The organism is Streptomyces sp. ADI95-17 (assembly GCF_003846175.1).
Lineage (GTDB): Bacteria > Actinomycetota > Actinomycetes > Streptomycetales > Streptomycetaceae > Streptomyces > Streptomyces sanglieri.
The window spans coordinates 347,905-372,644 of the sequence record NZ_ML123051.1 but is presented as its reverse complement, the minus strand read 5'-3'; the positions used below and the strand labels follow the sequence as shown (position 1 = coordinate 372,644).

The following is a 24,740-nucleotide window of genomic DNA, read 5'->3' as shown; positions in this document are numbered from 1 at the left end:
CTTCTGTCGTCCCGCTGCGACGGGACAACGGTGCGGGCCTCACACTCGCACGCGGATCACAGCGCCTCGTGGCGCACGGTCTTCCACCTCCACTCGAACCAACAGCGCCTCACGGCGCAACCAAGGTCTGTGCCAGAACCCAGCAGCAAGAGCGTTTGTTGCCCAAGAGCGAGAACACCCCGTGGGCACGGAAGACGATGTAGCCGAGTTTCAGCAACGCCCGGTTGCTTGACTTGTCCCGGATGTCGTGCGTTCCCCCGGCGGGGGATGCGGAACCTGTCGGTGTGCCGGGTACCGTCAGCGTGCCCATCATGAGCAAGACCCTGGCCACGTGGTCCGAAGCCCTGCAGACGGAGCCGCCGGTAAGCGCCGCCGCGGTCGTAGTCGGGCGGCCCCGTTCAGGAGGCGAGGTGGCAGGATGACACGGTGTTCGACTCTCTGCGTGAACTGTGGCTGCGCGGCATCGCCTTCAATCGGGCGGCGCCCTCCGACGTATTGGTACGCCTGTTGGATCGAGCGGCCGGTGAAGCCGGCCTGCTGATGTGCGAGGGTCGTGACCTGCCTGACGCCGTCATCGACGCTGCCCTGCGCCATCCGGAGGGAGTCATCCGCCGCACGTTCGCCCGCAACCGGTACGTCGACCCGGCGCGGCTCGCCCCCTTGGCAACGGACCCGTCGGGGGTCGTCCGCGGGTGGCTCGCCGCAGGCCCCCGTCACTATCTCCGATGGGTCCGACCGCTGCCGGACGACATCCTCGTGACCCTCCTGACCGCCCAGAACGCGGGCGTGGACGGCAAGGTCACCGTGAACGAGATCATCGGGGGGCTCGACTCGTCCCGGCAGATCCCGCTGTCCTTCTTCCGCTCCATGGCCGGCAGCGAGGACCCCGAACTCCGGATACGGGCCACTTGGCGTTGGGAGTCGCTCACCCCGGCCCAGCGGGCAGGGCTGCTCGACGATCCGGACCCCGCGGTCCGTGAAGCGGCGCAGGACAGAAACTGGCGGCTGGACCCGGAGCGGGTGGAGGCCATGCTGCCGTCCTTCGGCTCGCGCAACCGATTCGTGTTCGACACGTGTGCTCTGTCCCCCGCGCTCGTCGAGCAGTGCTTCACGGACGGCACGGTGCTCCCCATGGCCCGGAACCCGCACATCCCCACCTACGCCCTCGCCCGTCTCGCCCGCCACCCCGACGCGGAGGTCCGCGCGTCGGTCGCCGCCCGGCCCGACGTAGGACCGGACCTGGTGGCGGAGTTGAGGGAGGACCCGGACGAGGACGTGCGGATGTGCGCGCGCCTCCACCCCCTCCCCCGCACCTGGGCGGAGTACTGGGCGATCGATCAGGTCCTCGGGCACGGTCCTGACTGCACCTGCCCGATCGGCGAGCCGTTCACTAGGTCGCATATTGAGCCGGACGTCGGGCCGTCGCCCGACTGGTTCGCCGCCTGTGCGGTGTCCGAGGAGCCGGTGCTCCGCCGGGTTGCGGCAAGTTGGCCGGGCCTGTCGGCGGAACTCGCCGAGACGCTCGCGCAGGACGACGACGAGGAGGTGAGGATCCGGCTGGCCTGCCACCACCCGCTGGCTCCGCCGCACCTCCTCCTGGATGTCTTCGTCACACGCCCTGCCCACCGTCCACACCTGCTGGACCTGCCCTCGTTCCCCCGTACCGGCCAGGCTCACCTCGTCGACCACCCGGATCCCGAGGTACGGGCCCTGGCCGCAGCCGATCCCGCCTTGCCCGACCCCCCGGTGGAGGACCCCGACGCGTCGGTGCGCCGGGCAGCGGCCGCCAACCCGAGCCTGTCACCGGACTCCCTGGAGACCCTCCTCGCCGACCCCCGTACCGCCGAGGGCGCTGCAGCCAATCCGGCCCTCCCCGTTCCGCGCATGCACGCACTCCTCGACCACTGCCTGAACGGCACCACCACCCCGCCTGGGGCCGTCCAGCGCTGACAGACGACGCCCACGTGTCGAGCACAGGCATGGCAACCTCCGTGGACCATCGACTGGAGTCGACATACCAGACAGGCGTTTCCAAATCTCGGCTCTGGTCCACTTCTTGGGCTCTGTCGCTATTTTGGGGGTAGTTGGGCATTGAACCTTCCCCGTGATGCTGGACACTCTTTACTTACGCTGCGAGGGCGTGTTCTTGCTCGTGTCGCTGTCGGATCTCCAGCGGGGTGAGGTATCCCCAGGCCGGATGCTTCCGCAGTCGTCTGCGGTTGCAGAAGGTCTCGATGAAGGTGAAGATCTCCGCGCGGGCAGTGGTCCGGTCGGGCCAGTGGCGGGTGCCGATCTCCTCTTTGAGCAGTGCGAAGAAACTCTCGGCGGCGGCATTGTCATAGCACGAGCCGGTTCGTCCCATGCTCTGCCGCAGTCCCGACCTGTGTATTTCCCGACGGAGTTCGTCGGAGGTGTACTCCGATCCGCGATCGGAATGTGCGATGCAGCCGGGCTGGAGTCGGCCACGTCCGGCGGCCATCTTCAGCGCGTCGACAACCAGGGAGGCGCGGTGGTGATCAGCCATCGAGTAGCCGACGATCTCGCGGGTGGCCAGGTCCAGCCAGGTCGCCAGATACAGCCAGCCCTCGTCGGTGGGGATGCAGGTGATGTCACCGACCAGCTTCCGGCCCGGGGCGTCGGCCGTGAAGTCGCGGCCGATCAGGTCCGCGGCGGGCACCGCCCTCTTCGCCGGACGGGTCAGCGACCGGCGCTTGCGCCGGGTGACCCCGGCGATGTCGCGCTCACGCATGATCCGCTCCACTCGCTTGCGGTTGACCCGCCGGTCCAGCCTGCGCAGCTCGGCATGAATACGCGGCACCCCATAGGTGCACCGGGAGGCAATGTGCAACACGGTTATCTCGTGGGCCAGGGCGTCGTCGGCGGCCCGGCGGGCGGCGCGGGCCTGCTCGCCGGCCAACCAGGCATAGAAAGAGGACCGGGCCACCTTCAGCAGCCGCACAACAGAGCGACTCCATGGGTGGTCTTCTCCGCCTCGATGAACGCATACACCTCGCTCATCGATCGCTCTCCTTCGCAAAGAAGACCGCGCTTTTCGCAGCACCTCGATCGTCTCGGCCTGCTCACGGTTCTGCCGCCGCAGCCGACGCAGCTCTTCCCGCTCTACGCTCGTCAGCTCGCTCGGCGCCCCCTGCCCGCGGTCGATCGAGTCCTGCTTGACCCAGTTCCGCAGTCCCTCGGCACTGACCCCGATCTCCCGGGCCACCTCGGTGACCGTCTTGCCGGAGGACCGGACGAGCGCGACCGCGTCGCGCTTGAACTCCTCCGTATACCGCCTACTGCGGTTGCTCTTGCTTCCCACCTGGCACTACTTCCTCTGGAACCTCACGTCCCAGTCTCCAGGTGTCCAACATCAAGGGGAAGCTTCACTTGTCACAGGGCGACATTGCGAGTGGGGTGCGGCGGCCGTCGGCGATGGGCGGGTGAGGGAAGCCTCATCCTGGACGAGCAGGCACCGCTCACCCGCTCCGTACACCGTCCGTTGACTCCGGCGCGTGGCCCGGGAGCCGGACCCGTACAAATTTCGATGGTGAGGCATGAATAGCTTCATCATCTTCCATTCACCGTGTGCGACTGCCAGCATCGGCGCACCGCACCCGTGAGGGAGAAATCTGATGAATCATTCCCGTTCTCTGCGCTGTCTGGCAGCCCTGGCCGTGGTGGCCCTCTCGGCCACCGCCTGCGGGCGCTCCGGCCAGGGCGACGCCCCGTCCGGGGCCGAGTCGCAAGCCGCCTCCGGCCGGACCGCGGCCGAGCTTCTGCCGGCCGAGTACCGGCAGAAGGGTGTCCTCCGGGTAGCCACCGCGGTCGGCTATCCGCCGATGGAGATGTACGAGCCCGGCACCACCCGGCTCACCGGCGTCGACCCCGACCTGGCCAAGGCCCTTGCCGGGCGGCTCAAGCTGAAGCTCGAACTCACCAATGCCGCCTTCGACGGGCTGATCCCGGGACTGGAGTCCGGGCGGTTCGACCTGGTCATGTCGTCCATGACCGACAGTGCCCAGCGGCGCAAGGCGGTCGACTTCGTCGACTACTTCCGCACCGGCGGCGTCATCATGACGAAGCAGGGCAACCCGCAGGGCATCAAGTCGCTCGCGGACCTCTGCGGAAAGACCGTCGTCCTCGCCAAGGGCAGCTCCAACCTCCACATCGGCGAGGAGCAGAACGCCAAGTGCCAGGAGAAGATGCGGATCTCGCAGAGCGAGGACGCACCGACCGGGCTGCTGCAACTGGACAGTGGGCGCGCGGTCGCGACCATCGTCGACTATCCCGTCGCCAAGATGTTCACGAAGAAGAGCAGCGCGTACGAGGTCCTGCCGGAGCAGTACGGCACCGCGCCCTGGGGCATTGCGTCCGCGAAGAGCCAGGGCGGACTGCGCGACGCCGTCCGCAAGGCCCTGCAGGAACTCATCGACAACGGCGGCTACAAGAAGATCCTCGGCACCTGGGGGGTCGGCGACAGCGCCGTACCCGAGGCCACCGTCAACGACGGGCAGTGAGAACGGAAATGAGCCACCAGAAAATACCCGGTATCGCTCCCGGCGGGGGGCCGGAAGTCATCCCCGCCGACGGGACGCCGCAGGAGGACGAGCTCTCCCTCCAGGTGACCAAACGGCCTCGCCCCGGGCGCTGGCTCGCGGTTCTCGCCGCCGCGCTGTTCGCCGTGTGGCTCGCCTACACCATCATCGTCAACCCCAATCTTCACTGGGACATCGTCGCCAAGTACCAGTTCGACGGCGTGATCCTCAAAGGCCTCGGGGTGACCATTCAGCTCACCCTCATCTCGATGATCCTCGGCATCGCCATCGGGATCGTCGTCGCGGTGATGCAACTGTCCGACAGTCCGGTCCTGCGTCTCACCGCCGGTGCCTACACCTGGTTCTTCCGGGGCACCCCGCTGCTGGTCCAGCTCATCTTCTGGTTCAACCTGGCCCTGCTGTTCCCGGTGATCAGCATCGGAATCCCGTTCGACGGCCCCAAACTCATCAGCTGGCAGTCCAACCAGGTGATCACCGGATTCGTGGCCGCGCTTCTCGGTCTCTCCATCAACGAGGGCGCCTACATGGCCGAGATCGTGCGGGCCGGCATTCAGAGCGTGGATCCCGGCCAGCGCGAGGCGGGCGCCTCCATCGGGATGTCGAACCGCCGGATCCTGTCCCGGATCATCCTTCCGCAGGCGATGCGGGTCATCATTCCGCCGTTCGGCAACCAGTTCATCTCCATGCTCAAGACGACCTCGCTGGTCTCGGTCATCGCCGGAGCCGATCTGATGACCGTGTCCCAGCACCTCTACCTCGCCAACTTCGAAGTGGTCGCGCTGCTCCTGGTGGCCTCGCTCTGGTACCTCGTGCTCACCACGATCGCCACCATCGGCCAGCACGCCGTCGAGCGTCGCTACAGCCCCGGCGCCGCTCCCGTGCTGCGGAGCAGGATCCTGGCCAATCTCCTGCCTGGACGCACCAAGAAGGGGGCAGCGGCATGAACGACGTGATCCTCAGGGCTCGCGGAGTCCGCAAGAGGTTCGGTGACACCGAGGTGCTGAAGGGCATCGACCTCGATGTCCGCAGCGGTGAAGTGCTCTGTGTCATCGGCCCCTCCGGGTCCGGGAAGTCCACACTGCTGCGCTGCTTCAACCACCTTGAGCGGATCGACGCGGGGCGGGTGTGGATGGACGGCGAACTGGTCGGCTACGAACAGCACGGCCCGTCCGGCCGGGTGCTGCGCGAGCGGCGCGCCCGGGACGTCCGGCGGCAACGCGAGCGGATCGGCATGGTGTTCCAGCGGTTCCACCTGTTCCCGCACCGCACATCGGTGCAGAACGTGATGGAGGGTCCGGTCGCCGTCAAGGGCCAGCCCCGTGCACAGGCCGAGAAGCAGGCCCGCAAGCTGCTGGCCGACGTCGGTCTCGCGGACCGGGCGGACCACTACCCGGCGCAGCTGTCCGGCGGGCAGCAGCAGCGTGTGGCGATCGCCCGCGCACTGGCCATGGAACCCGCCCTCATGCTCTTCGACGAACCGACCTCCGCCCTCGATCCCGAACTCGTCGGCGAGGTGCTCGGCGTCATGCGCGACCTGGCCCGCAGCGGTATGACGATGGTCGTGGTCACCCACGAGATGGGCTTCGCCCGCGAGGTCGCCGACCGGGTCCTGTTCATGGACCGAGGCGCCGTCGTCGAGGCCGGGAGCCCCGATGCGCTGTTCACCGACCCGCGGCACGAGCGTACGCGGGCCTTCCTGTCGACGGTGCTGTGATGGGCCGCCCCCTCGATCTGCTGCTGCGCGGCGGCACGCTCGTCGACGGAACCGGCGCACCCGCCCGGGAAGCGGACATCGCGGTGGTGGACGGGCGGATCGCCGTACTCCCCGCCGGCGCCCCTGCCTCGGCCGCCGAGACCCTGGACGTGACCGGGCGGGTCGTCGCACCCGGCTTCATCGACGTGCACACGCACTCCGACGCCCTCGCGGCGCCCCACGGAGTCGGCGGAGCCACGGAGCCGATCGACGGTCTCCGTCTCGCTCCGCTGCTCCAGGGCGTCACCACGGAGATCTGCGGCAATTGCGGGACCAGCCTGTTCCCCTCGCTCCCGCGACGGCTACCGGAACTCGCCGAGCATCTCAGGGTGACGTTCGGGCTCGGGCCGGTGCGGCCCGCCGTGGACTTCGACGCGTTCGCCGCCGGACAGGACCCTGCCCTGCGCCACACCCATATCGCCTCGCTGGTCGGCCACGGCACACTGCGCGCCGGAGTGATGGGCTTCGAGGCCCGGCCGCCCCGGCCCGACGAACTGGACACCATGTGCGAACTGCTGGACCGGACGCTGGCCCAGGGGGCGGCCGGTCTGTCCACCGGGCTGATCTACCCTCCCGGCACCTACGCCGACACCGAGGAGATCGTCGCACTGGCCAGGGTCGCCGCCCGTCACGGCAAGCCCTACGTCACCCATCTGCGCGACGAGATGTCGCAGGTGGAGTCCGCCCTGGAGGAGGCCCTGGAGATCGCGGTGCGCTCCGGCGCCCCCTTGCAGATCTCCCACCACAAGACCGCGGGCCGGCACGCCTGGGGCGCCACACTGCGTACCCTGCCCCGGCTGGAACGGGCCCGCGCCGAAGGCGTGGACGTGCTGTGCGACGTATATCCGTACACGGCGGGAAGCACCGTCCTGCATGCCATGCTGCCCCCGTGGGCGAGTGAGGGCGGCATCGGCGCCCTGCTGGAACGGCTGCGTCGGCCCGAGACGCGCGACCGGATCAGGACGGACATCGCCCAGGGCGTCGAGGGATGGGAGAACACCGTGGGAAACGGCGGCTGGGACCTCATCTCGGTGGCCGCCGCGCAGACGCACCCGGAGACCGAGGGACGCAGCATCGCCGACCTCGCAGCCGAGCGCGGCGTCCATCCGGTCGACCAGGCGTGCGATCTCCTGCTGGCCGAGCAGGGAGAAGTGACCATCATCAGCCATTCCATGCGCGAGGACGACGTCCGCAGGGTCCTCGCCAGCCCGTTGTCGATGATCGGTTCGGACGGCGTCCCCAAACCCGGTCGGCCGCATCCGCGCTGGGCGGGCAGTTTCGCCCGGGTGCTCGGCCGTTACACCCGTGACGAGCAACTGCTCCCGCTGGAGAGCGCGGTGCACAAGATGACCGGACTGCCCGCCGGGCGGTTCGGCCTCACCGGCCGCGGCATGGTCCGCGACGGCGCCCTCGCCGATCTGGTGGTATTCGACCCGGCGTCGGTACGCGACACCGCCGACTTCGACCGCCCCCTGCTGGCACCCGAAGGCATCGATACCGTCTTGGTGTCGGGGCGGGTCGCGGCAAGAGGCGGCCGCCCGACCTCGGCGCGGGCGGGAGAAGTGGTGAGAATCCGATGAGTCTGGCCCAAGTGGCCGCGGCAGCACGGCGTTCGGCCGCGCTGCCGCTCACCCTGGCCGTCGCCGCCGTCGACATCGACGGCGGCGGCACGGTGGGGGTGGACGAGCACACTGTGCTGCCGGTGGCGTCCGCCTCGAAGCTGCTGCTGCTCGCCGAGGTGGCGCGCCGACTGAACACCGGGGAGCTGCCCGCCGACCGCCTCGTGGAAGTGCTTGACGAGGACCTGGCGGGCGGAACCGGTCTGCTGCGCCGGCTGAGCGGGCGCGGCTGGACCGTCGAGGACCTGGCCTGGCTGACCGCCTCGGTGAGCGACAACACCGCGACCAACGCACTCCTGCGCCTCGTGGGGCGCGAGTCCACGGCTCGGCTCGCACAGGAGCTCGGGCTCGATCACCTCACGCTGCACGACAAGGTCCGTGACGTCCGTGGCGCGGACGTGCCGCCCGTCTTCGCCACCGGTACCGCACGGGACCTGGCGAGGCTGGTGACACACACGGTGCGCGGCACCATGAGCTGCCCGGCTGCCTCGGCCCGGCTGCTGCGCTGGATGCGGGCCAACACCGATCACGGCCTGGTCCCCGCACTGGTCGACCACGACCCGTACGACCCGGGTTTTCCCGAGAGGCCGCGCGACGGGCTTCTGGTGGCCAACAAGACCGGCACCGACACCGGGGTACGTGCCGACGCCGGTGTCATCATCGGCAGGCGCCGACTGGCGTACGCGGTGGTGGCGCACTGGGACACGGCGCTGGGCCCGAGTACCGAGCGGGCCGCGGTGCATGCCATACGGGACGTGGGCCGGACCCTCGCGGCCTGCGCGGGGCGCCGGACCGTTGTCTGAGACACGGCACGCCATCCTCCGAGGTGCGGTGGTCGTGACCGGCGGACCGGTCACGACCACTGCACCTCCAGCAGCGACCGGATCTCCTCGGCGGCCGACCGCAGCTCGGCGAGGAAGATCCGCAGCAGCGGGTTGCGGTTGGTGGACCGGGTGGCGACCCCGATGCGGCGGTGCAGCCGGGGGTGGTCCAGTCGGCAGACGTGCACGCCGGCGGTGTCGCCGAGTCCGAGGGCCGGGACGAGTGCGATGCCCATGCCCGCGCGAGCCAGGTTGATCGTGACCTGGTAGTGATCGCTGCGGCAGCGGACCCGGGGCCGGAAGCCCTCGGCCGCGCACGCGCGTTCCAGGACCGGTTCGCCGGTGTGTCCGCCGTGCGTACCGATCCAGCTCTCCCCCTCCAGAGCGGCGAGCCGGACCGTTTCGTGCCGCCCGAGGCGGTGTCGCAGAGGGAGGACCACCAGCTGCGGCTCGTCGAAGAACATCTCCACGTCCACGGCCGCCTGCCGGCACCAGGGGTCCAGCGGATGCTCGAAGACGACCGCGACGTCCAGCCGGCCCGCCTCCAGGTCGGGCACCAACTCGTGCGGCTGGCCGAGGATCAGTTCCAGCTCGACCTGGGGCCGGACCGCCGCGAACCCCGACAGGGCCCGGGGCAGCAGCTCCAGGCCCGAGGACGCGAAGAAGCCCAGTCGCAGGACACCGGCCTCGCCCTCGGAGTGCGCCCGCAGCTCGTCCTGTGCGACGGCCATCAGATCGGCGACCGCCTGTGCGTGCTCGGCCAGCCGCACCCCGGCCGCGGTCAGCCGCAGGCTCTGCGGCTGACGCTCCACCAACGCCACGCCGAGCTCCTGCTCCAGCCGGGCAAGCTGATGCGAGATCGCGGACGGGCTCAGATGCAGCGCCTGGGCCGCGGCCACGATGGTGCCGGTACGGGAAATCTCCAGCAGGACGAGCAGTCGGGCACTGTTCAGCATCGGGTCAGGTTAGGCCGTGCCGACGCACTGCGCCGCTCCGGCACCGGACCGTACCGCCTGGGCCGCCCCCGCCGGGAGCCCGGCGGGCTCGTCCACATCCAGGCGCAGCAGGTCCTCCTCGGTCTCCCGGCGCACCACGGTGCGCGCGCGGCCGTCCCGCACGAAGATCACGGCGGGGCGCGGCAGCTTGTTGTAGTTGGAGGCCATGGCGTATCCGTAGGCTCCTGTGACCGGCGTGGCCAGGAGATCGTCCACCGCGACGTCGGCGGGCAGCGCGGCCTCGTCGACGATCACGTCGCCGCTCTCGCAGTGCTTGCCGACCAGCCGTGCCCGCAGGGGCCGGGAGGCGCGCGGGCTGCGTGGCAGGAAGACCTCGTAACGGCTGCCGTACAGGGCGGGGCGCAGGTTGTCGCTCATCCCGCCGTCCACACCGATGTACGTCCGCACGCCCTCGATGCGCTTGATCGTTCCCACCCGGTAGAGGGTCAGTCCGGCACTGGCGGCGATGGACCGGCCGGGTTCCACGGTCACCGAGGAGGCCCAGCCCGCGTCGCGTACCGCGGTGCGCACCCGGGCCGCCCACTCGGCGAACGACGGTGCACTCTGTCCCGCCTCGTACGCGACGCCGAGGCCGCCGCCGACCGTCAGCCGGTGCATCCGGGTGTCGGCGGCGAACCGGGCGACGGCCGCGGCGCCGGCCGCGAGCTGTGCCGTGTCGAGCACCTGCGAGCCCACGTGCGCGTGGACGCCTTCCAGGATCATCGCAGGGGAGCCGGCGGCCCGGCGCACGGCGGCTGCAGCGGTTCCGCCCGCGAGGCCGAAGCCGAACTTGGAGTCGTTGCCACCGGTCCGGATCGCCGCGTGCGCTCCGGCGGCCACTCCGGGCGCCACCCGTAGCTGGACTCGGGCGGGAGGCAGGCGTTCTTCGGAGTGCAGCCGCTCGATGCGGTCCATCTCGTCGAAGCTGTCGACCACCACGTGCCGCACCTGGGCGGACATAGCCGTGCGCAGTTCCACCTCGTCCTTGTTATTGCCGTGCAGGACGATCCGCCCGGCCGGTACCCCGGCGTGCAGCGCGACACGCAGCTCGCCGCCGGAGGCGACATCGAGCAACAGCCCCTCTTCATGGGCCAGCCGGGCCATGGCCGTGCACAGGAACGCCTTGGAGGCGTAGGCGACGTTGTCCCGGCCGAACGCGGCGACCGCCTCCCGGCAGCGCCGGCGCAGATGCTCCTCGTCGTACACGAAGAGGGGTGTGCCGAAACGTCGCCCCAGTTCGGTGAGCAGGACGCCACCGACGGCCAGCCCTTCGGGACGGATTTCGGATGTGCCGGGCAGCAGGCCCGTTTCGATCGCTGATGTCATGCGTTCCTCCCCGGAAGCCGGCTCGCAGCCATCCTGCGGCCTGAGCGGGGAGTCATAAAAGCGCATTCTTCTATGGCTGAGCCTCAAGGTTTTCGATGCTCGCGCGATGCTGTCGGCGGGCACGCAGCAGCCGTAGCCGTTGTGGACGTCCCGCTGGACGACGGCCTCGGTACTGCGCTGCCCCTGACAGGAGACGCCGGGTCCACTGAGCCGGCACTCGTCATTCGTGAGGATCGACGTCGCGTCCCAGCGCCTGCCAGATGCTCCGACCTCGGTGAACTCCGGGTCCAGAAGCTCCGAACCCTATGGGCGGCCCCCGTCCCTCGCACGTCGGGCAGGCAGCTCTCGGAAACCCGGCGCGGCTGATGCCCCGGTGAACAAGCCGTGCTGCATACCGGCTTTCCGGAGCTGCGACGTCCGAAGCTCTGCGTCAGGGGTTCTGGGATCCGTTCGGCGCCGGTCGCCCGCGGCGGACCGGATCAGAATCACGTCAAGGTGGCCGCGTCAGGCCCCTCATCCTCCGCTCACGTCCGATGCTGATCAGCAGCACCCGTCGCCCGGCCGCACAGGAAGGCCTTCGTGACCAGGCGTGCGTGCGGCGGGAGGAGGCGCGTGTCGTGACGGAATCGGCTGTGGGACGGGGCAGGCTCAAGGTCTTCCTCGGGGCGGCCCCCGGTGTCGGCAAGACCTACCGGATGCTCGACGAGGCACACCGCAGAGCACTGCGGGGCATCGACGTCGTAGCTGCCACCGTGGAATGCCACCAGCGGCCGCTCACCGAGGAGCGGCTCAAGGGCCTGGAGGTCCTTCCCCCTGTCGCACGCTTCCACCGGGGCGCGGAGTTCGGCGGGTTGGACCTCGATGCGCTGCTACGCCGACGCCCTCAAGTGGCACTCGTCGACGAACTCGCTCACACCAACGTGCCCGGTGGACGGCACACCAAGCGTTGGCAGGACATCGAGGAGATCCTCGCCTCCGGCATCGATGTCGTCACCGCCGTCAACATCCAGCACCTGGAATCCCTCAACGACGTCGTCGAGAGGATCACCGATGTACCGCAGCGGGAGACCATCCCCGACGAGGTGGTGCGCCGCGCCGATCAGATCGAACTCGTCGACATGCCGGCCGAGGCGCTGCGCCGGCGGATGGCGCACGGGAACATCTACGCACCGGAGAAGATCGACGCCGCGCTGTCCAACTACTTCCGTCCCGGAAACCTCACCGCACTACGAGAGTTGGCCCTGCTGTGGGTGGCGGGGCGAGTCGACGAAGCGCTGCAGAAGTACCGCTCCGAACACGGCATAGGACGCGTCTGGGAGACGCGCGAGCGAGTCGTGGTGGCCCTCACCGGTGGCGCCGAGGGCGAGACACTCATCCGTCGCGCGGCCCGGATCGCCGACCGCAGCGCGGGTGGTGACTTGCTGGCCGTGCACATCGTGCGCAGCGACGGGCTGACGGGCGGCGCTTCATCGGCTTCGCTCGCCCACCAGCGGGCGCTCGTCGAGAGCCTCAGTGGCAGCTACCACTCCGTCGTGGGCGACGATGTGGCCACCGCGCTCACCGAGTTCGCACACGCCGAGAACGCCACGCAGCTGGTACTGGGCACCAGCAGGCGGAGGCGTCTGGAGCGGCTCCTCCCAGGCCGGGGCATCGGCGAGACGATCGTCGAACTGTCGCAGGACATCGACGTGCACATGGTCACCCACGAGCGTGCCGGCGGAGGCCGGCTCCTGCCGTCGCGGCGGCGCACCCTGCCAACCGCGCGGCTCATCGCGGGGCCTGTGTCGGGCCTGTTCCTTCCGATAGCTCTCACGTTCCTGCTGGACAACACCCGGGACAGCCTCAACCTGACGAGCGAGGCCCTGCTGTTCCTCGTGGTGGTGGTCGGGGTGGCCTGCGTCGGCGGAGTGGTGTCCGCGCTCGTCGCATCGGTGACGGCGTCCCTGCTGCTCAACTACTGGTTCATACCGCCGATCAGAGAGTTCACCATCGCCGAGCCCAACAACATCCTGGCGCTGTTGGTATTCGCGATCGTCGCAGCCACTGTGGCCGCGATTGTCGACCGGTCGCTGCGGCTGTCGCGCCGCGCCGCCAGTGCCACTGCCGAGGCAGAGACACTGTCCTCGCTGGCCGGGTCAATCGTCCGCGGGGACCAGGCGATCCCGGCGCTGCTCGAACGTACGCGAGAGACCTTCTCGATGACTTCGGCCGAACTGCTCACGCAGCCGGCGTCGGACGACGACGCCATCCACGTACCGGTCGGTCCTGACGCCCACCTGGTGCTGCGGGGCCGCACTCTGCCGGCGTCCGAGCTGCGCGTTCTGACGGCGTTCACCGCTCATGTCGCCGCTGCCCTCGAACGCGCACGCCTCGCCGAGGCCGCCGCCGAGGTGGAGCCCGTGAGGGCTGCCGACCGGATGCGTACGGCACTGCTCGCCGCGGTCAGCCACGACCTGCGCACCCCACTGGCCGCCGGCTGGGCCGCCATCAGCTCCCTGCGCAGCGCCGAGGTCGAGTTCAGTGAGGAGGACCGGGGTGAGCTGCTGGCGACGGCCGAGGAGTCCATGGCCCGGCTGAACCGGCTGGTGGACAACCTTCTCGACATGAGCCGGCTCCAGGCCGGGGCCCTCCCCCTGAATCTGAGGGCCACCGCCCTCGACGAAGTACTTCCGGCAGCCCTGGACTCGTTGCCCTGCGACCCGAGCACCCTGGAGGTCCGGATCTCCGAGGGCGTGCCCGCCGTTCTGGCGGATCCGCCCCTGCTGGAACGCATCATCGCCAATCTCGTCGGGAACGCCGTCCGCTACACCCCGCCGGGCCAACCGGTCGTGATCACCGCGAGCGCGCTCGCCGACCGGGTCGAGTTCCGCATCATCGACCGCGGCCCCGGTCTGCCGGCCACGAACCGTGAGCGAGCCTTCGTACCGTTCCAGAGGCTGGGTGACACCGACAATACGACCGGGGTCGGGCTCGGCCTCGCACTCGCCCGGGGCTTGGCCGAGGCGATGGGCGGCAACCTTGCGCCGGAGGACACTCCCGGCGGAGGCCTGACCATGACGTTGTCGCTTCCCGCCGTTGCACGGAAGGTCTCGTGAAGCGCGTGCTCAGTGTCGCGCCTCGCCGCGGGCGCCAGGTCGACACGATGCTCCTCGACCTGGCGTCCTGCCCGTCAGAGCTCGGTGCCGTCGGAAGGACTCGCATCAGCGACCGCATCCACACGGTGGTCGCGGGTGCGGACGCCTTTCCTCACCAAAACCTTCCGCCTTCGCGCCATACCGCAAGCTCCATGTCCCATGTCCTGAAGGCTGGTGCCCCATCAGTCAACATTTGCCCTGTAGTTCGCGGCGCACGTTGACTGATTTCCGCGCGCAGCCGGGACCGTGCGTCTGTGCACGTCGAGTCACGCGTCCCGTTGTGCGCGAATGAGTGTGTCGAGGCGCTGCCACGCCGGGGACGACGCGTTGACCGTGCGCTGGATGAGGGCTGGGATATCGGAGGCTGCATCCAGTTCGGGCGGTTCGTCGAGTCCGTAGCGTTCCCGGGTCGCCTCGGCGATCCGGCGGGCGAGGTCGTCGATGCGGGGATCGTCGGCGTCGAGGTCGTGTGCGTGGTCGTAGTCGAGGAAGAGCTGTCGCAGCGCCGGATCGGCCAGAGTTTCGGCCTGGTCGTGAAACAGAGTGATCGCGTGGTCCGGGTGAGTGGCGAACACGAGGATCCACAGGTCGCGTTGCAGGTCCGCCCAACGAGGGGTGAATCCCCAGCGGGCCAGGTGCTCCAGATGGGCACCGACCTCGGTCGGCAGCGGTGCCAGACACCCGGCGGCAAGCTGGCGCAGGCGCCCCTGCGTTGCCCGCAGACCACGGATGCGGTCGGTGAGCTCGTCTTCGATCTCACGCAGCGCCTGCCGGAACTCCTCGTTGGTCGCTGATCTCAGATCCCGGATACGGGCCAGGGGGACGCCGGCTTCGGCGAGCGTCCTGATCTTGATCAGGTCGATGGCGTCGTTGGCGCCGTATCGCCGGTAGCCGGAGGCATCGCGGTCGGGCTCTTGAAGCAGCCCCTTGTCGTGATAGACGCGAATGGTCTTGATCGACACTCCGACGTACCCGGCCAGCTGTCCGATGGTGATCACCCGGCCATCGTCCCACTTGACCCTTCCCCAAGGGCAGGGTTGCAGTATGGCGTCATGACGAACATGAATATCGATCGGGAGACCTTGCGCGAGCTGGCTGATGAGGGCAACGAGACCGCTTTGGACCGGCTGGCCGACCTCGCCGACGCGGCCGGCGATCTCACAGAGTTGAGCGAGCTGTTGGACGAGGGATCCATGCATGCCGGGTTCCTGCTCACTCGACGCACGGCCTCGACCGGCGACCTGCGGGAGCTGCAACGAATCTCCGACGCCGGGTACGACGAGGCCGGGAACGAGCTGGACCGGCTACTGAAGGCATCGGCCGATGGGCATCAGGGCTGAGAAGCCCGAGCAACCGCTGCAGCCGCGACCCTGAGGCGCCGCCGGACAGGCCCGGATGCCGGCCACGGTCCGCCGCGTGCCGGTGGAGTTTCTGGCTGCCTCCTGTCGACTCTCGGCCAAGATTCGCCGGACAGGCCCGTGCAGCGCTTCCTTGGGTTCTGTGTCTGGTTCCGTTGCAGGGTGGGCAGCGGTTGCAGGTGGTCCAGGTGCCGGTCCAGCCCTTCAGCCGCCCTCCCCATACGGAACTTTGATGCCGAACTTCCGTACGAACGGGAGTCAGCCCTCTCCGGAACGGCAGGCTGACGGGTGTGACCTCGACTTCCCCATCTACGACGCAAGTTGCGCCACGCTCACAGCACATGGTGATCTGTGGTGACGACGGGCTGGCCCGCCGGTCGAGCTCGACGCCGTCTGCGGTGAGACCGTCACCGTCGTCCTGCCGTCCCGCCACGACGAGCACGGTAGCGAGATCGACACACTCCACCGGAACCCGCGCTCCCCCGTCGAACTGCTGATCGCGGCACGTCCCGACGAACAGACACTGCGAGCGGCCGGGGTAGAACGGGCTGCCGCCCTCGCTCTCGCCTACGGCGACGACCAGACCAACATGATGGCGGCCCTGCTTGCCCGCAGCCTCAATCCATCCATCCGGCTGGTCATCCGGATGTACAACCGCGAGCGGGGCCGTCACCTCCTACCACAGCCAGTTCACGCATGGCCGGCTGATGTTGGCGGAAGTCACCCACGACCATGTCCTGGAGACCCCCGCAGACTCGCGTACGGTCGGCGGATGGTTGCGCGACCGGTTCACGCATCTGCCGTGGAAGGTGTTCGTCTCCCGCGAAATGATGTCTGTCTTCGGTGTGCTGGCAGCGGTGGTTGCGCTCCTGTCGCTCGCCACCTACTGCACGGTCGACGACATACCGCTGTGGAAGGCGGTGTACCTGCCCCTGCTGGACATCTTCACCATGGGCGATCCGGCCACCGACGAATCCCGGGCGCGCAAGGTCCTTCAACTGATCGCGGGCTTCACCGGCCTCGCGATACTGCCCCTTGTCGTTGCCGCCACGCTCAACGCCACCGGCGCCTTCCGTACCGCCTCGATCAGTCACCCGCCCACCGACGACTTCAGCGACCACATCGTGCTCGTCGGCCTCGGCAAGGTCGGCACTCGCGTCCTTGTCCGACTGCGCTCCACCCAGCACCGGATCGTCGTCGTCGAACGCGACCCGGGCGCCCGCGGCGTCGCCGTGGCCCGGGAACTCGGCGTGCCACTGATCCTGGAGGACGCCACTGATCCCCGCGTCCTTGGCCTGGCCCGGATCAGGCAGAGCGCCTCCATGCTCGTCCTGACCAGCGACGACAGCGCCAATCTGGACATCGTGATGGCCGCACGGGAGGTCAACCCCGGTGTACGAGCGGTGATGCGTCTGTACGACGACTTCGCTGCCACGGTCTCACTCACGCTGCGCGCTTCCTACCCGGATGCGCTCACCCGTAGCCGCAGCGTCTCAGCGCTTGCCTCACCCGCCTTCGCAGCCGCGATGATGGGCCGCCACGTCCTGGGCGTGATGCCGGTCGAACGCGGAGTGCTGCTCTTCACCGCGGTCGATGTGGCCGGTCACCCGGCACTGGAGGGCTTCTCCATCCACCAGGCCTTCGCCCGGAACGAGTGGCGGGTCCTGGCCGTGGGAGCCGCCGGTTCGGCAGCGGTCCGCTTCTCGTCCTCGGACACCCTCGGCGGCCTGCATCTGCCGAACCGCCCCGACTTCGACTGGCGCCCCTCGCACGGCCGCGTTCTGCGTGCCGGCGACCGGGTGGTGCTGGCGACGACCCGGAGCGGACTGGACATCCTCATGCGAGGGGCGATGCCGGCTCCGGGCCGCACCTGACACTTTCGGGGGCGAGGCGGGCGGGTCAGCCGATCCCCGGCACCATGGAGATCGCCAGGTCGATCAGTTTGATGCCGACGAAGGGAAGAACCAGCCCGCCCAGACCGTAGAGCGCGAGGTTGCGGCGCAGCGGGTCGTGGGCCGAGGCCGGGGTGTGTCGCACGCCGCGCAGCGCGAGCGGTATGAGCGCCACGATGATCAGCGCGTTGAAGATGATCGCCGAGGTGACGGCGGAGGTCGGGCTGTGCAGGCCCATGATGTTCAGCGCGTCGAGACCGGGATAGGCGCTCGCGAACATCGCGGGGACGATCGCGGAGTACTTCGCGACATCGTTCGTGATGGAGAAGGTGGTCAACGCACCCCGGGTGATCAGGAGCTGCTTCCCGATCTCGACGATCTCGATCAGCTTGGTCGGGTTGGAGTCCAGGTCCACCATGTTCCCGGCCTCCTTCGCGGCCGAGGTCCCGGTGTTCATCGCGACGCCGACATCCGCCTGCGCGAGGGCCGGAGCGTCATTCGTGCCGTCCCCTGTCATCGCGACGAGCTTCCCGCCCTCCTGCTCCCGCTTGATGAGCGCGAGCTTGTCCTCGGGGGTGGCCTCGGCGAGGAAGTCGTCGACACCGGCCTCCCTGGCGATGGCCCGGGCTGTCAGTGGGTTGTCACCCGTGATCATGACTGTACGGATGCCCATGCGGCGCAGCTGCGCGAAGCGCTCGGCGATGCCGTCCTTGACGACATCCTTGAGATGGATGACACCGAGGATCCGCGGCCCGTTCCAGTCGTGCACCGCGACCACGAGCGGAGTCCCTCCGCCGGCGGCGATGGACTCGGTGTACCGCAGCGCCTCTCCAGGGACATGGCCGCCGTAGGAGCGCACCCAGCCGATCACCTGCGCCGCGGCGCCTTTACGGATGTGGGACGCGGCGCCGTTGTCCCAGCGCAGGTCGATACCGCTCATCCTGGTCCGGGCGCTGAAGGCGATGAACCTGGCCCGGCTCAGCTCCGTCTCGGTGGGTTCGCGCAATGCGTAGCGCTCCTTCGCGAGGACCACCACGGAGCGGCCCTCAGGTGTCTCGTCGGCCAGCGAGGCGAGCCGGGAGGCGTCGGCGAGATGGATCTCCTCGACGCCGGGCATCGGTACGAAGCTGACGGCTTCCCGGTTGCCCAGGGTGATCGTGCCGGTCTTGTCGAGGAGCAGCGTGTTGACGTCACCCGCCGCCTCGACGGCCCGGCCCGACATCGCGAGCACATTGCGTTGGACGAGCCGGTCCATCCCCGCGATCCCGATCGCGGAGAGCAGGGCTCCGATGGTGGTCGGGATGAGGGTGACCAGCAGCGCGACCAGGACCGTCGTGGACTGGGCGGCGTTCGCGTACGAAGCCATCGGCTGCACCGCGACCACGACCAGCACAAAGACCAGAGTCAGTGCGGCCAGCAGGATGTTGAGCGCGATCTCGTTCGGCGTCTTCTGCCGGGCGGCCCCTTCCACCAGAGCGATCATCCGGTCCAGGAACGAGTGGCCGGGGCGTGAGGTGACCCGGACGACGATGCGGTCGGAGAGCACCGCCGTCCCCCCGGTGACACCGCTGCGATCCCCACCGGACTCCCGGATGACCGGTGCGGACTCACCGGTCACGGCCGACTCGTCGACCGCCGCGACGCCGTCGACGACATCGCCGTCCGCCGGGATCACATCCCCGGCTGTGACCACAACGAAGTCGAAGAGCCGAAGTTCGGTCGCGGGTACCGTCTCGGTCTCCGCGTACCGCAGATCCATGCCGAAGTGCCATCCCCGCAGCCGCAGTGCGACGGTGTCGGTACGCGCCCTACGCAAGGACTCGGCCTGCGCCCTGCCTCGCCCCTCGGCGACGGCCTCGGCGAGATTGGCGAAGATCACAGTCAGCCAGAGCCAGCAGCTGACCATCCAGGTGAAGACAGAAGGGTGGACGAGCGCGGAGAGCGTGGTCAGCACCGAGCCGATGGCTACGACGAAGAGCATGGGGCTCCTCACCAGGGTCCGCGGATGCAGCTTGCGCAGGGCTTCGGGGAACGACTTCAGGAGCTGCACGGGGTCGAAAGGGCCGCCCGGCCTGACAACCCTGCCGGATGCGCGCGCCTTCGGAGAGGGAAGAACCACTGACGAGGGCGGGCTCTGGTGAGGTGCGGCGGGATGCATCGAGGATGACCTTCTGAGGAGACCTGACCGGTCGACGGGGGAACCATGAGTCCCTGCCGGTGCGGGATTCCGGCACCGGCAGGGACGTACGCGAACGCAGTGCGGGGAGACGCCGCCGCGTTCCACCGCCGGCGACGCCGAGAGCGAGGAGGGAAGGATCCCGGCACTCGGCGATGTCGTCGGCCTTCGCCACCTTGAGCGGCATACGGAATCTAGGCGACCGTCGGGCGCCCTCCCTGCAGCGGAGATGAGTATTGACACCCTTCTGACAACCCGGGCGGACGAGTGTGAGGACAACGTCAGACCCTCGCCAGTGACGTGGCGGGGGAATGGCCGGGATGTGCCTGTGGCGGAGGTCGGACACTCCGGACGGGCTGCGTTTCCCCAGGTGGGTGTAGTGGCGTAAGGGTCTCAACAAAGACGCGCCAATGGCCGTATGGGACCTGTCAACAATAGGCACAGACACGCGGCATGGGTCTTTGCTCATGGGGTCCGAGTGTCCATATATCTCAACCAGGAGCACACGATGGCCGATGTGGCCTTCGTCGTCGCCACGATCGCGGTGTTCGCGCTGGTGGCTCTCATCGCAAAGGGGGTGGCGAGGCTGTGACTGCCGAGAACATCGTCGGCCTGGTAGTGGCCGTCGCCCTGCTGGGCTATCTCGTCCTCGCCCTTCTGTACCCGGAGAGGTTCTGAGCGCGATATGAGCCCCGTCCTCACTGGTGTGCTCCAGGTCCTCGACATCACACTCCAGGATCTCGTCAAGCAGTGATCGAGTCACATCAGTGGGCGGGAGCCGAGGCTGTGAGCACAAGCCCTGGATCCCCGGTGCCCGCCCTCGTTCCCAGGCGCTGCAGCTCGCACTCACCGGTGTCGAGGCCATCGCCAACGCCGTGCCGTCGTTCCGTGCCCCGGCCGCCCGCCGCGCACAGCGTGCCGAGGTGGCCCTCGGCACACTGCTCGGCGTGATGCTGATCGGCCTGTCCGTGCTGATCTCCCGGTTCGGGTTGCAGCCGGTCGGAGGCGTGACCGTACTGGCGCAGCTCGCCGACGCGTCCTTCGGGCACAATCTCGCCTTCCACGTCGTGCAGTTCGCCACGATGGTGCTACTGGCCCTGTCCGCGAACACGTCGTTCGGCGGTCTGCCGGTGCTGCTCAAGCTGCTGGCCCGCAACAACTACCTGCCGCATGTCTTCGGGCTCAAGGCCGACCGGCAGGTCCACCGGCACGGGGTCCTCACGCTCGCGGCCGTATCCGCCGCGCTCCTGGTCTTCTCCGGGGGCGACACCAACACCCTCGTCCCGCTGTTCGCGATCGGTGTGTTCGTCGGCTTCACCATCGCCCAGACCGTCATGGTCATCCACTGGCGCGCAGTCCGCGGCAGCAGGTGGGCGGCCAAGGCTCTGCTGAACGGTCTGGGCGCGCTCCTGACAGGCGTCAGCGCGGTGGTCGTCACGGCCACCAAGTTCCACGACGGCGCCTGGCTGATCGTCGTCACCCTGCCCCTGCTGGTCGCCGGCTTCGAGTCCGTCCACCGCGCGTACACCAGGATCGGTGAACGCCTGGGCGTCGGCCGCGTTCCGGAGCCCCCGCACCGCGACCGCTCGCTGATCGTGGTTCCGGTCTCGTCCCTCACCCGGCTCACCAGCGAGGCCCTCACCGCGGCGGTATCCCTCGGCGACGAGGTCCACGCGGTGACGGTCTGCCACCCGGACCCCGAGGACCGCGAGCAGACCGAGGCACTGGAGCGGGACTGGGCACTGTGGAATCCGAGTGTCCCCCTGGTCCGGATCCCCTCCGACCGCCGCACGGTCGGCCGCCCGGTCGCCGCGTATGTACGGAAGATGGCGTCCGACGATCCGGGCATGCGGATCACCGTGCTCATCCCCGAAGTCGAACCGGCCCATCTGTGGCAGCGGCTGCTGCAGAACCAGCGTGGTGCGGTCGTCGCCCACGCTGTCCGGCACGAAACGGACGCGGTCATCTGCCGCCTGCGGTTCCGGCTCCTGGACGGCTCGGCCGAGCTGCCCACAGACCTCGACCTGCGGTAGCCGTCTCGCATGGGCTCGGCTCCGTCGGGGATCGCGGAGCGACAACGGAGTCAAGCTCATGAGTGGTGGGAGGATGCGTGTCTAGGGCCGGTAGACGAGCTCGATCATCATGGCGATGATGGTCAGACCGGCCGTACCGAGTGCGAGGACGTTCCGGCGCGTCCCGTGGTCAGGGAACCAATCGCTGGTCACAGTGCAACCATCCTGCGGATTGCCCGCCATCGCGAGCAGCCCGCGGATTTCTGTTGGCTTGTTGACGTCCGGTGGCGTGTCGTGGGCATGGTCGGGTTCTGTGCACCGCTTGCGTGCGTTCACGCCCCCTGCACCCGCTGTCCTGTCCGGTGGCGCTGACACGTGGAAGTCCGAAGAGCCGGCTCTGCCCGCCCCCGGACTCGTAGATGCCGATCAGATCCTGTCCTCGGCGTGCGGCGAGTATCCGGGGTTCGGGGGACGCGACGCGGTGGGCGTCCCGGTCGCGCAGTGGGCGTACTCGCGTTGCAGCCGGAACCCGGCGGTCCAGGCCAGGAGGCGGGTGCGGCGGTCGCCGCGTGAGCAGGACAGGCTCGCGGTGCGGCCGCGGGCGGCGATGTCCTCGCACAGACCGGTGACGCAGGCGTGGGCGAGGTACTCACATCGGCGGTCGGGGACGGTGGCGCATGCGATGTCCTCGTACACGCTGCCGCGGAAGTATGTGCAGGCCACGGCGAGGATCCTGCCCTTGTGGAAGGCGGCCCAGCCGTACCCGGAAGCAGAGAGCCCCGCTGGGCCGTCCCAACTTGCGTGGATCCATGCCTCTGCCGGCCCGAGCGCGGCGAGTGCCCGCGCGTCCTCGCGCACGAGCGGGCGCACCGTCACGCCATGCCATGACCGCGGCGCCGGTGGGGATGCGGGCGCGCAGTGGACGTACACCATCCGCTTTCCCGGCACGATCCTGTCGAAGGAGGCGCTCAGGACCGGCAGAAAGCGGGACGGCGCCTCCACGAGACTGCTGGTGAAGGGGGCCAGAGAACCCGGGGCAAGGGCGTGCGGATCGCCGCGCAGGAGTACATGGTTCGCACAGCTCACGGCAACGACCTGTGGCTGGAGTGCGCTGTCCGCCCACCAGCGGCCGATCCCGGTGCCGAGAACGTGTTCGACCAGGGTGGCGGGGCCCGCCGTCCTGGCAGGAAACCACCCGGCGAGCGCGGAGAGGCTGTTCGGCTGGAGCTGGATCATGAGAGGCACCACCTGATTCGTGTGCGGGGCGGCCCTGACCGGGCCGCCCCGCGGCGGATTCAGCGTCGAGCGGCCTATGACCCGGGCAGCACGTCCCTTCGGCACATCCCGCACGCCAATACACCGCCCCCGGATCACTGGCAACCCGGGGCATGCAACGACGCTATCCCCGCTCCTGCCGGCCCGGACCTCCCCATTTAGCGACCCCTTGATCCCGCGCGTTCGCCCCTTGACGCACGATTGTCGACGGCCGCTCCTACGCCCCCTGGTCCAGTCCGATCGGGGTGCCCACCAGCGCCCGAGTCATCAAGGCCCCATCAAAGATGGATGGAATCGGACACGGGAGCGTTCGTCCCAGTTACACCTGAGGTGGAGGTGGGGCTCATGCTCCCGTACCTCACCAGGGGCCAGGTGGCGGTCGGTGCCGCCCTCGCGCTGCCGCCGGCCGCGTGCGCGGTGCTGGTGCCCTTCCGGGCCGACATGTCCGGCACCAACACCGTCCTGGTACTCGTCGTCACCGTGGTTGCCGTGGCCGCCCTGGGACATCGCCTGGCCGGTGCGCTCACAGCCCTGTCCGCAGCGGTGTGGTTCGTTTTCTTCACTTGACCAGCGCCTGGACACGCACGCCGGTTTCTCTCACTCGCCGTGCCTGGTGCAGGCCGTAGGCCCCCGCGAGGACGGCGAGCATGCCGCCGAAGGCGGTGATCCCCGCAAGCACGGCCACGGCTCCCATGTCCACGTCATGCCCCTCGCCGGTGTATGTCCTCGCCTCGGCCGCCCTCACATCGGGCACTCCCACATTCTGGTCACGTCAGCCTGGCGAGATCGTGGTTGAGTTCGACTACGTTGACGCGTTCCTGACCCAGGAATCCGAGAACACGTCCCTGGACGTGTCGGGTGACCAGTGCCCTGACCTCGGTGGGGGCGAGGTGGCGGGCCTTCGCGACGCGATCCACCTGTTCGTAGGCGTACGCCGGGGAGATCGCCGGGTCGAGTCCCGAGCCGCCGGCGGTGATGGCGTCCGCGGGGACGGAAGCGGGCTGGACCCCGTCGAAGGCTGCGACGGCGGCGCGGCGGTCCTGGACGGTCTTGATCAGGTCGGTGTTGTTCGGGCCCAGATTGGAGGCACCGGAGCTGGTGGGGTCGTAGCCGCCGGCGGACGGTCGGGGCTGGAACCACTTGGGGTCGGGGCGCGGTGTCTCCTTCTCGTCCTGGGGATTCTTCTTCGGCAGGGAGAAGTTCTGGCCGATGAGGCTGGAGGCCACCGGCGTGCCGTTCGTCGTCAGCAGGGAGCCGTTGGCCTGGTGGGTGAGACCTGCCTGGGAGATGCCGGTGACGAGCAGGGGATAGGCGATGCCGGTGATCATGGTGAAGGCCAGCAGTATCCGCAGGGCGGTCAGATGGTGCTGGAGTACTGGGGGAAAGTGAGTGCGCACCCCGGGATCGCCTTCTTCTCTCGTCGGGCCGTCTGTCAGCGCAGGCCGGGAATGAACTGAATGAAGAGATCGAGCAGCTTGATGCCCACGAACGGCAGTACCAGTCCGCCGAGGCCGTACATCCAGATGTTGCGGCTGAGCAGTGTCGCCGCGGAGGACGGCCGGTAGCGCACGCCGCGCAGCGCCAGCGGGATCAGGGCGATGATGATCAGTGCGTTGAAGACGATCGCGGAGGCGATCGCCGAGGTCGGGCTGTGCAGTCGCATGATGTTGAGGTTGTCCAGGCCCGGGTAGACCATCGCGAACATTGCCGGGATGATCGCGAAGTACTTCGCGACGTCGTTGGCGATCGAGAACGTGGTCAGGGCTCCACGGGTGATGAGGAGCTGCTTGCCGATCTCGACGATCTCGATCAGCTTGGTCGGG

General features: G+C 68.9%; 21 protein-coding genes and 3 pseudogenes. 13 read left to right on the top strand and 11 right to left on the bottom strand.

Annotation, left to right across the window (positions count from 1 at the left end; genetic code table 11):
* Positions 1-109 precede the first annotated feature (109 nt).
* Entirely contained in the window at positions 110-313 is a 204-nt protein-coding gene (locus tag EES42_RS36475) for a hypothetical protein (RefSeq protein ID WP_124722487.1), read from the bottom strand.
* Positions 314-426: 113 nt separating this feature from the next.
* Between EES42_RS36475 and EES42_RS36470 the strand changes: the two genes are divergently transcribed.
* On the top strand, positions 427-1,950 hold the full coding sequence (locus EES42_RS36470) for a hypothetical protein (protein WP_124722486.1): 1,524 nt from the start codon (positions 427-429) through the stop codon (positions 1,948-1,950).
* A gap of 175 nt (positions 1,951-2,125) precedes the next feature.
* Here the strand turns inward: EES42_RS36470 and EES42_RS36465 are convergent, their stop codons facing one another.
* Positions 2,126-3,319: an IS3 family transposase gene (locus tag EES42_RS36465; protein ID WP_124722485.1), complete on the bottom strand. Its 1,194-nt coding sequence runs from the start codon at positions 3,317-3,319 to the stop codon at positions 2,126-2,128.
* Between the two features lie 313 nt (positions 3,320-3,632).
* Between EES42_RS36465 and EES42_RS36460 the strand changes: the two genes are divergently transcribed.
* The 5 genes from EES42_RS36460 to EES42_RS36440 are packed head-to-tail and all read left to right on the top strand — an operon-like array spanning position 3,633 to position 8,731.
* The gene (locus tag EES42_RS36460; protein ID WP_124722484.1) at positions 3,633-4,517 is read left to right on the top strand and encodes an ABC transporter substrate-binding protein; all 885 of its coding nucleotides are present in this window, start codon (positions 3,633-3,635) and stop codon (positions 4,515-4,517) included.
* Positions 4,518-4,525: 8 nt separating this feature from the next.
* Positions 4,526-5,500 carry an amino acid ABC transporter permease gene (locus EES42_RS36455; protein WP_124722483.1) on the top strand — a complete coding sequence of 325 codons (975 nt, stop codon included), beginning with the start codon at positions 4,526-4,528 and terminating at the stop codon, positions 5,498-5,500.
* Positions 5,497-6,270: an amino acid ABC transporter ATP-binding protein gene (locus EES42_RS36450; RefSeq protein WP_124722482.1), complete on the top strand. Its 774-nt coding sequence runs from the start codon at positions 5,497-5,499 to the stop codon at positions 6,268-6,270. Before EES42_RS36455 ends, EES42_RS36450 begins: the two co-directional genes overlap by 4 nt.
* Complete coding sequence (locus tag EES42_RS36445; RefSeq protein ID WP_124722481.1) at positions 6,270-7,889, top strand: N-acyl-D-amino-acid deacylase family protein; 1,620 nt, start codon at positions 6,270-6,272, stop codon at positions 7,887-7,889. Before EES42_RS36450 ends, EES42_RS36445 begins: the two co-directional genes overlap by 1 nt.
* The gene (locus EES42_RS36440) at positions 7,886-8,731 is read left to right on the top strand and encodes a serine hydrolase (RefSeq protein WP_124722480.1); all 846 of its coding nucleotides are present in this window, start codon (positions 7,886-7,888) and stop codon (positions 8,729-8,731) included. Before EES42_RS36445 ends, EES42_RS36440 begins: the two co-directional genes overlap by 4 nt.
* Positions 8,732-8,781: 50 nt before the next feature.
* Here EES42_RS36440 and EES42_RS36435 read toward each other — a convergent pair whose 3' ends face one another.
* Positions 8,782-9,705 carry a LysR family transcriptional regulator gene (locus tag EES42_RS36435; protein ID WP_124722479.1) on the bottom strand — a complete coding sequence of 308 codons (924 nt, stop codon included), beginning with the start codon at positions 9,703-9,705 and terminating at the stop codon, positions 8,782-8,784.
* 9 nt (positions 9,706-9,714) lie between these two features.
* The gene (gene lysA / locus EES42_RS36430) at positions 9,715-11,070 is read right to left on the bottom strand and encodes a diaminopimelate decarboxylase (protein ID WP_124722478.1); all 1,356 of its coding nucleotides are present in this window, start codon (positions 11,068-11,070) and stop codon (positions 9,715-9,717) included.
* Positions 11,071-11,687: 617 nt separating this feature from the next.
* On the opposite strand from lysA, the gene EES42_RS36425 reads away from it, so the two are divergent.
* Positions 11,688-14,165, top strand: coding sequence for a sensor histidine kinase (locus EES42_RS36425; protein ID WP_241196825.1), 2,478 nt, complete (start codon positions 11,688-11,690; stop codon positions 14,163-14,165).
* Positions 14,166-14,470: 305 nt separating this feature from the next.
* On the opposite strand, the gene EES42_RS36420 is transcribed toward EES42_RS36425, so the two are convergent.
* The gene (locus EES42_RS36420) at positions 14,471-15,202 is read right to left on the bottom strand and encodes a MerR family transcriptional regulator (RefSeq protein ID WP_124722476.1); all 732 of its coding nucleotides are present in this window, start codon (positions 15,200-15,202) and stop codon (positions 14,471-14,473) included.
* Positions 15,203-15,256: 54 nt separating this feature from the next.
* Between EES42_RS36420 and EES42_RS36415 the strand changes: the two genes are divergently transcribed.
* The 3 genes and pseudogenes from EES42_RS36415 (at position 15,257) to EES42_RS46785 (ending at position 17,436) form a co-directional block, all read left to right on the top strand.
* Positions 15,257-15,544 (top strand): hypothetical protein, encoded by a 288-nt coding sequence (locus EES42_RS36415; protein WP_124722475.1) that lies wholly within the window; start codon positions 15,257-15,259, stop codon positions 15,542-15,544.
* A gap of 436 nt (positions 15,545-15,980) precedes the next feature.
* Positions 15,981-16,178 (top strand): annotated as a pseudogene (locus EES42_RS47695) (NAD-binding protein); the annotation flags it as partial.
* A 91-nt stretch (positions 16,179-16,269) separates the two neighbouring features.
* Positions 16,270-17,436 carry an NAD-binding protein gene (locus EES42_RS46785; RefSeq protein WP_266487764.1) on the top strand — a complete coding sequence of 389 codons (1,167 nt, stop codon included), beginning with the start codon at positions 16,270-16,272 and terminating at the stop codon, positions 17,434-17,436.
* Positions 17,437-17,461: 25 nt separating this feature from the next.
* Here EES42_RS46785 and kdpB read toward each other — a convergent pair whose 3' ends face one another.
* Positions 17,462-19,612, bottom strand: a complete 2,151-nt coding sequence (kdpB, locus tag EES42_RS36405) for a potassium-transporting ATPase subunit KdpB (protein WP_124722474.1) — start codon at positions 19,610-19,612, stop codon at positions 17,462-17,464.
* 606 nt (positions 19,613-20,218) lie between these two features.
* On the opposite strand from kdpB, the gene kdpF reads away from it, so the two are divergent.
* Complete coding sequence (gene kdpF / locus EES42_RS36400) at positions 20,219-20,308, top strand: K(+)-transporting ATPase subunit F (protein ID WP_078075662.1); 90 nt, start codon at positions 20,219-20,221, stop codon at positions 20,306-20,308.
* Between the two features lie 164 nt (positions 20,309-20,472).
* Positions 20,473-21,663, top strand: a pseudogene (locus EES42_RS36395) (amino acid permease); the annotation flags it as partial.
* 81 nt (positions 21,664-21,744) lie between these two features.
* Here EES42_RS36395 and EES42_RS36390 read toward each other — a convergent pair.
* Together EES42_RS36390 and EES42_RS36385 are read right to left on the bottom strand one after the other, a co-directional pair.
* The gene (locus tag EES42_RS36390; RefSeq protein WP_124722473.1) at positions 21,745-21,978 is read right to left on the bottom strand and encodes a hypothetical protein; all 234 of its coding nucleotides are present in this window, start codon (positions 21,976-21,978) and stop codon (positions 21,745-21,747) included.
* Between the two features lie 90 nt (positions 21,979-22,068).
* A complete protein-coding gene (locus EES42_RS36385) occupies positions 22,069-22,878 on the bottom strand; it encodes a GNAT family N-acetyltransferase (protein ID WP_124722472.1) in 810 nt (269 codons plus the stop codon).
* Between the two features lie 384 nt (positions 22,879-23,262).
* On the opposite strand from EES42_RS36385, the gene EES42_RS36380 reads away from it, so the two are divergent.
* The gene (locus EES42_RS36380) at positions 23,263-23,484 is read left to right on the top strand and encodes a hypothetical protein (protein WP_323138467.1); all 222 of its coding nucleotides are present in this window, start codon (positions 23,263-23,265) and stop codon (positions 23,482-23,484) included.
* On the opposite strand, the gene EES42_RS36375 is transcribed toward EES42_RS36380, so the two are convergent.
* The 3 genes and pseudogenes from EES42_RS36375 to EES42_RS36365 form a co-directional block, all read right to left on the bottom strand.
* On the bottom strand, positions 23,477-23,671 hold the full coding sequence (locus EES42_RS36375) for a hypothetical protein (protein WP_124722471.1): 195 nt from the start codon (positions 23,669-23,671) through the stop codon (positions 23,477-23,479). The two genes, EES42_RS36380 and EES42_RS36375, sit on opposite strands and share 8 nt — an antisense overlap.
* 13 nt (positions 23,672-23,684) lie before the next feature.
* Positions 23,685-24,314 (bottom strand): potassium-transporting ATPase subunit KdpC, encoded by a 630-nt coding sequence (gene kdpC / locus EES42_RS36370; RefSeq protein ID WP_266795109.1) that lies wholly within the window; start codon positions 24,312-24,314, stop codon positions 23,685-23,687.
* Between the two features lie 35 nt (positions 24,315-24,349).
* Positions 24,350-24,740 (bottom strand): annotated as a pseudogene (locus EES42_RS36365) (potassium-transporting ATPase subunit B); the annotation flags it as partial.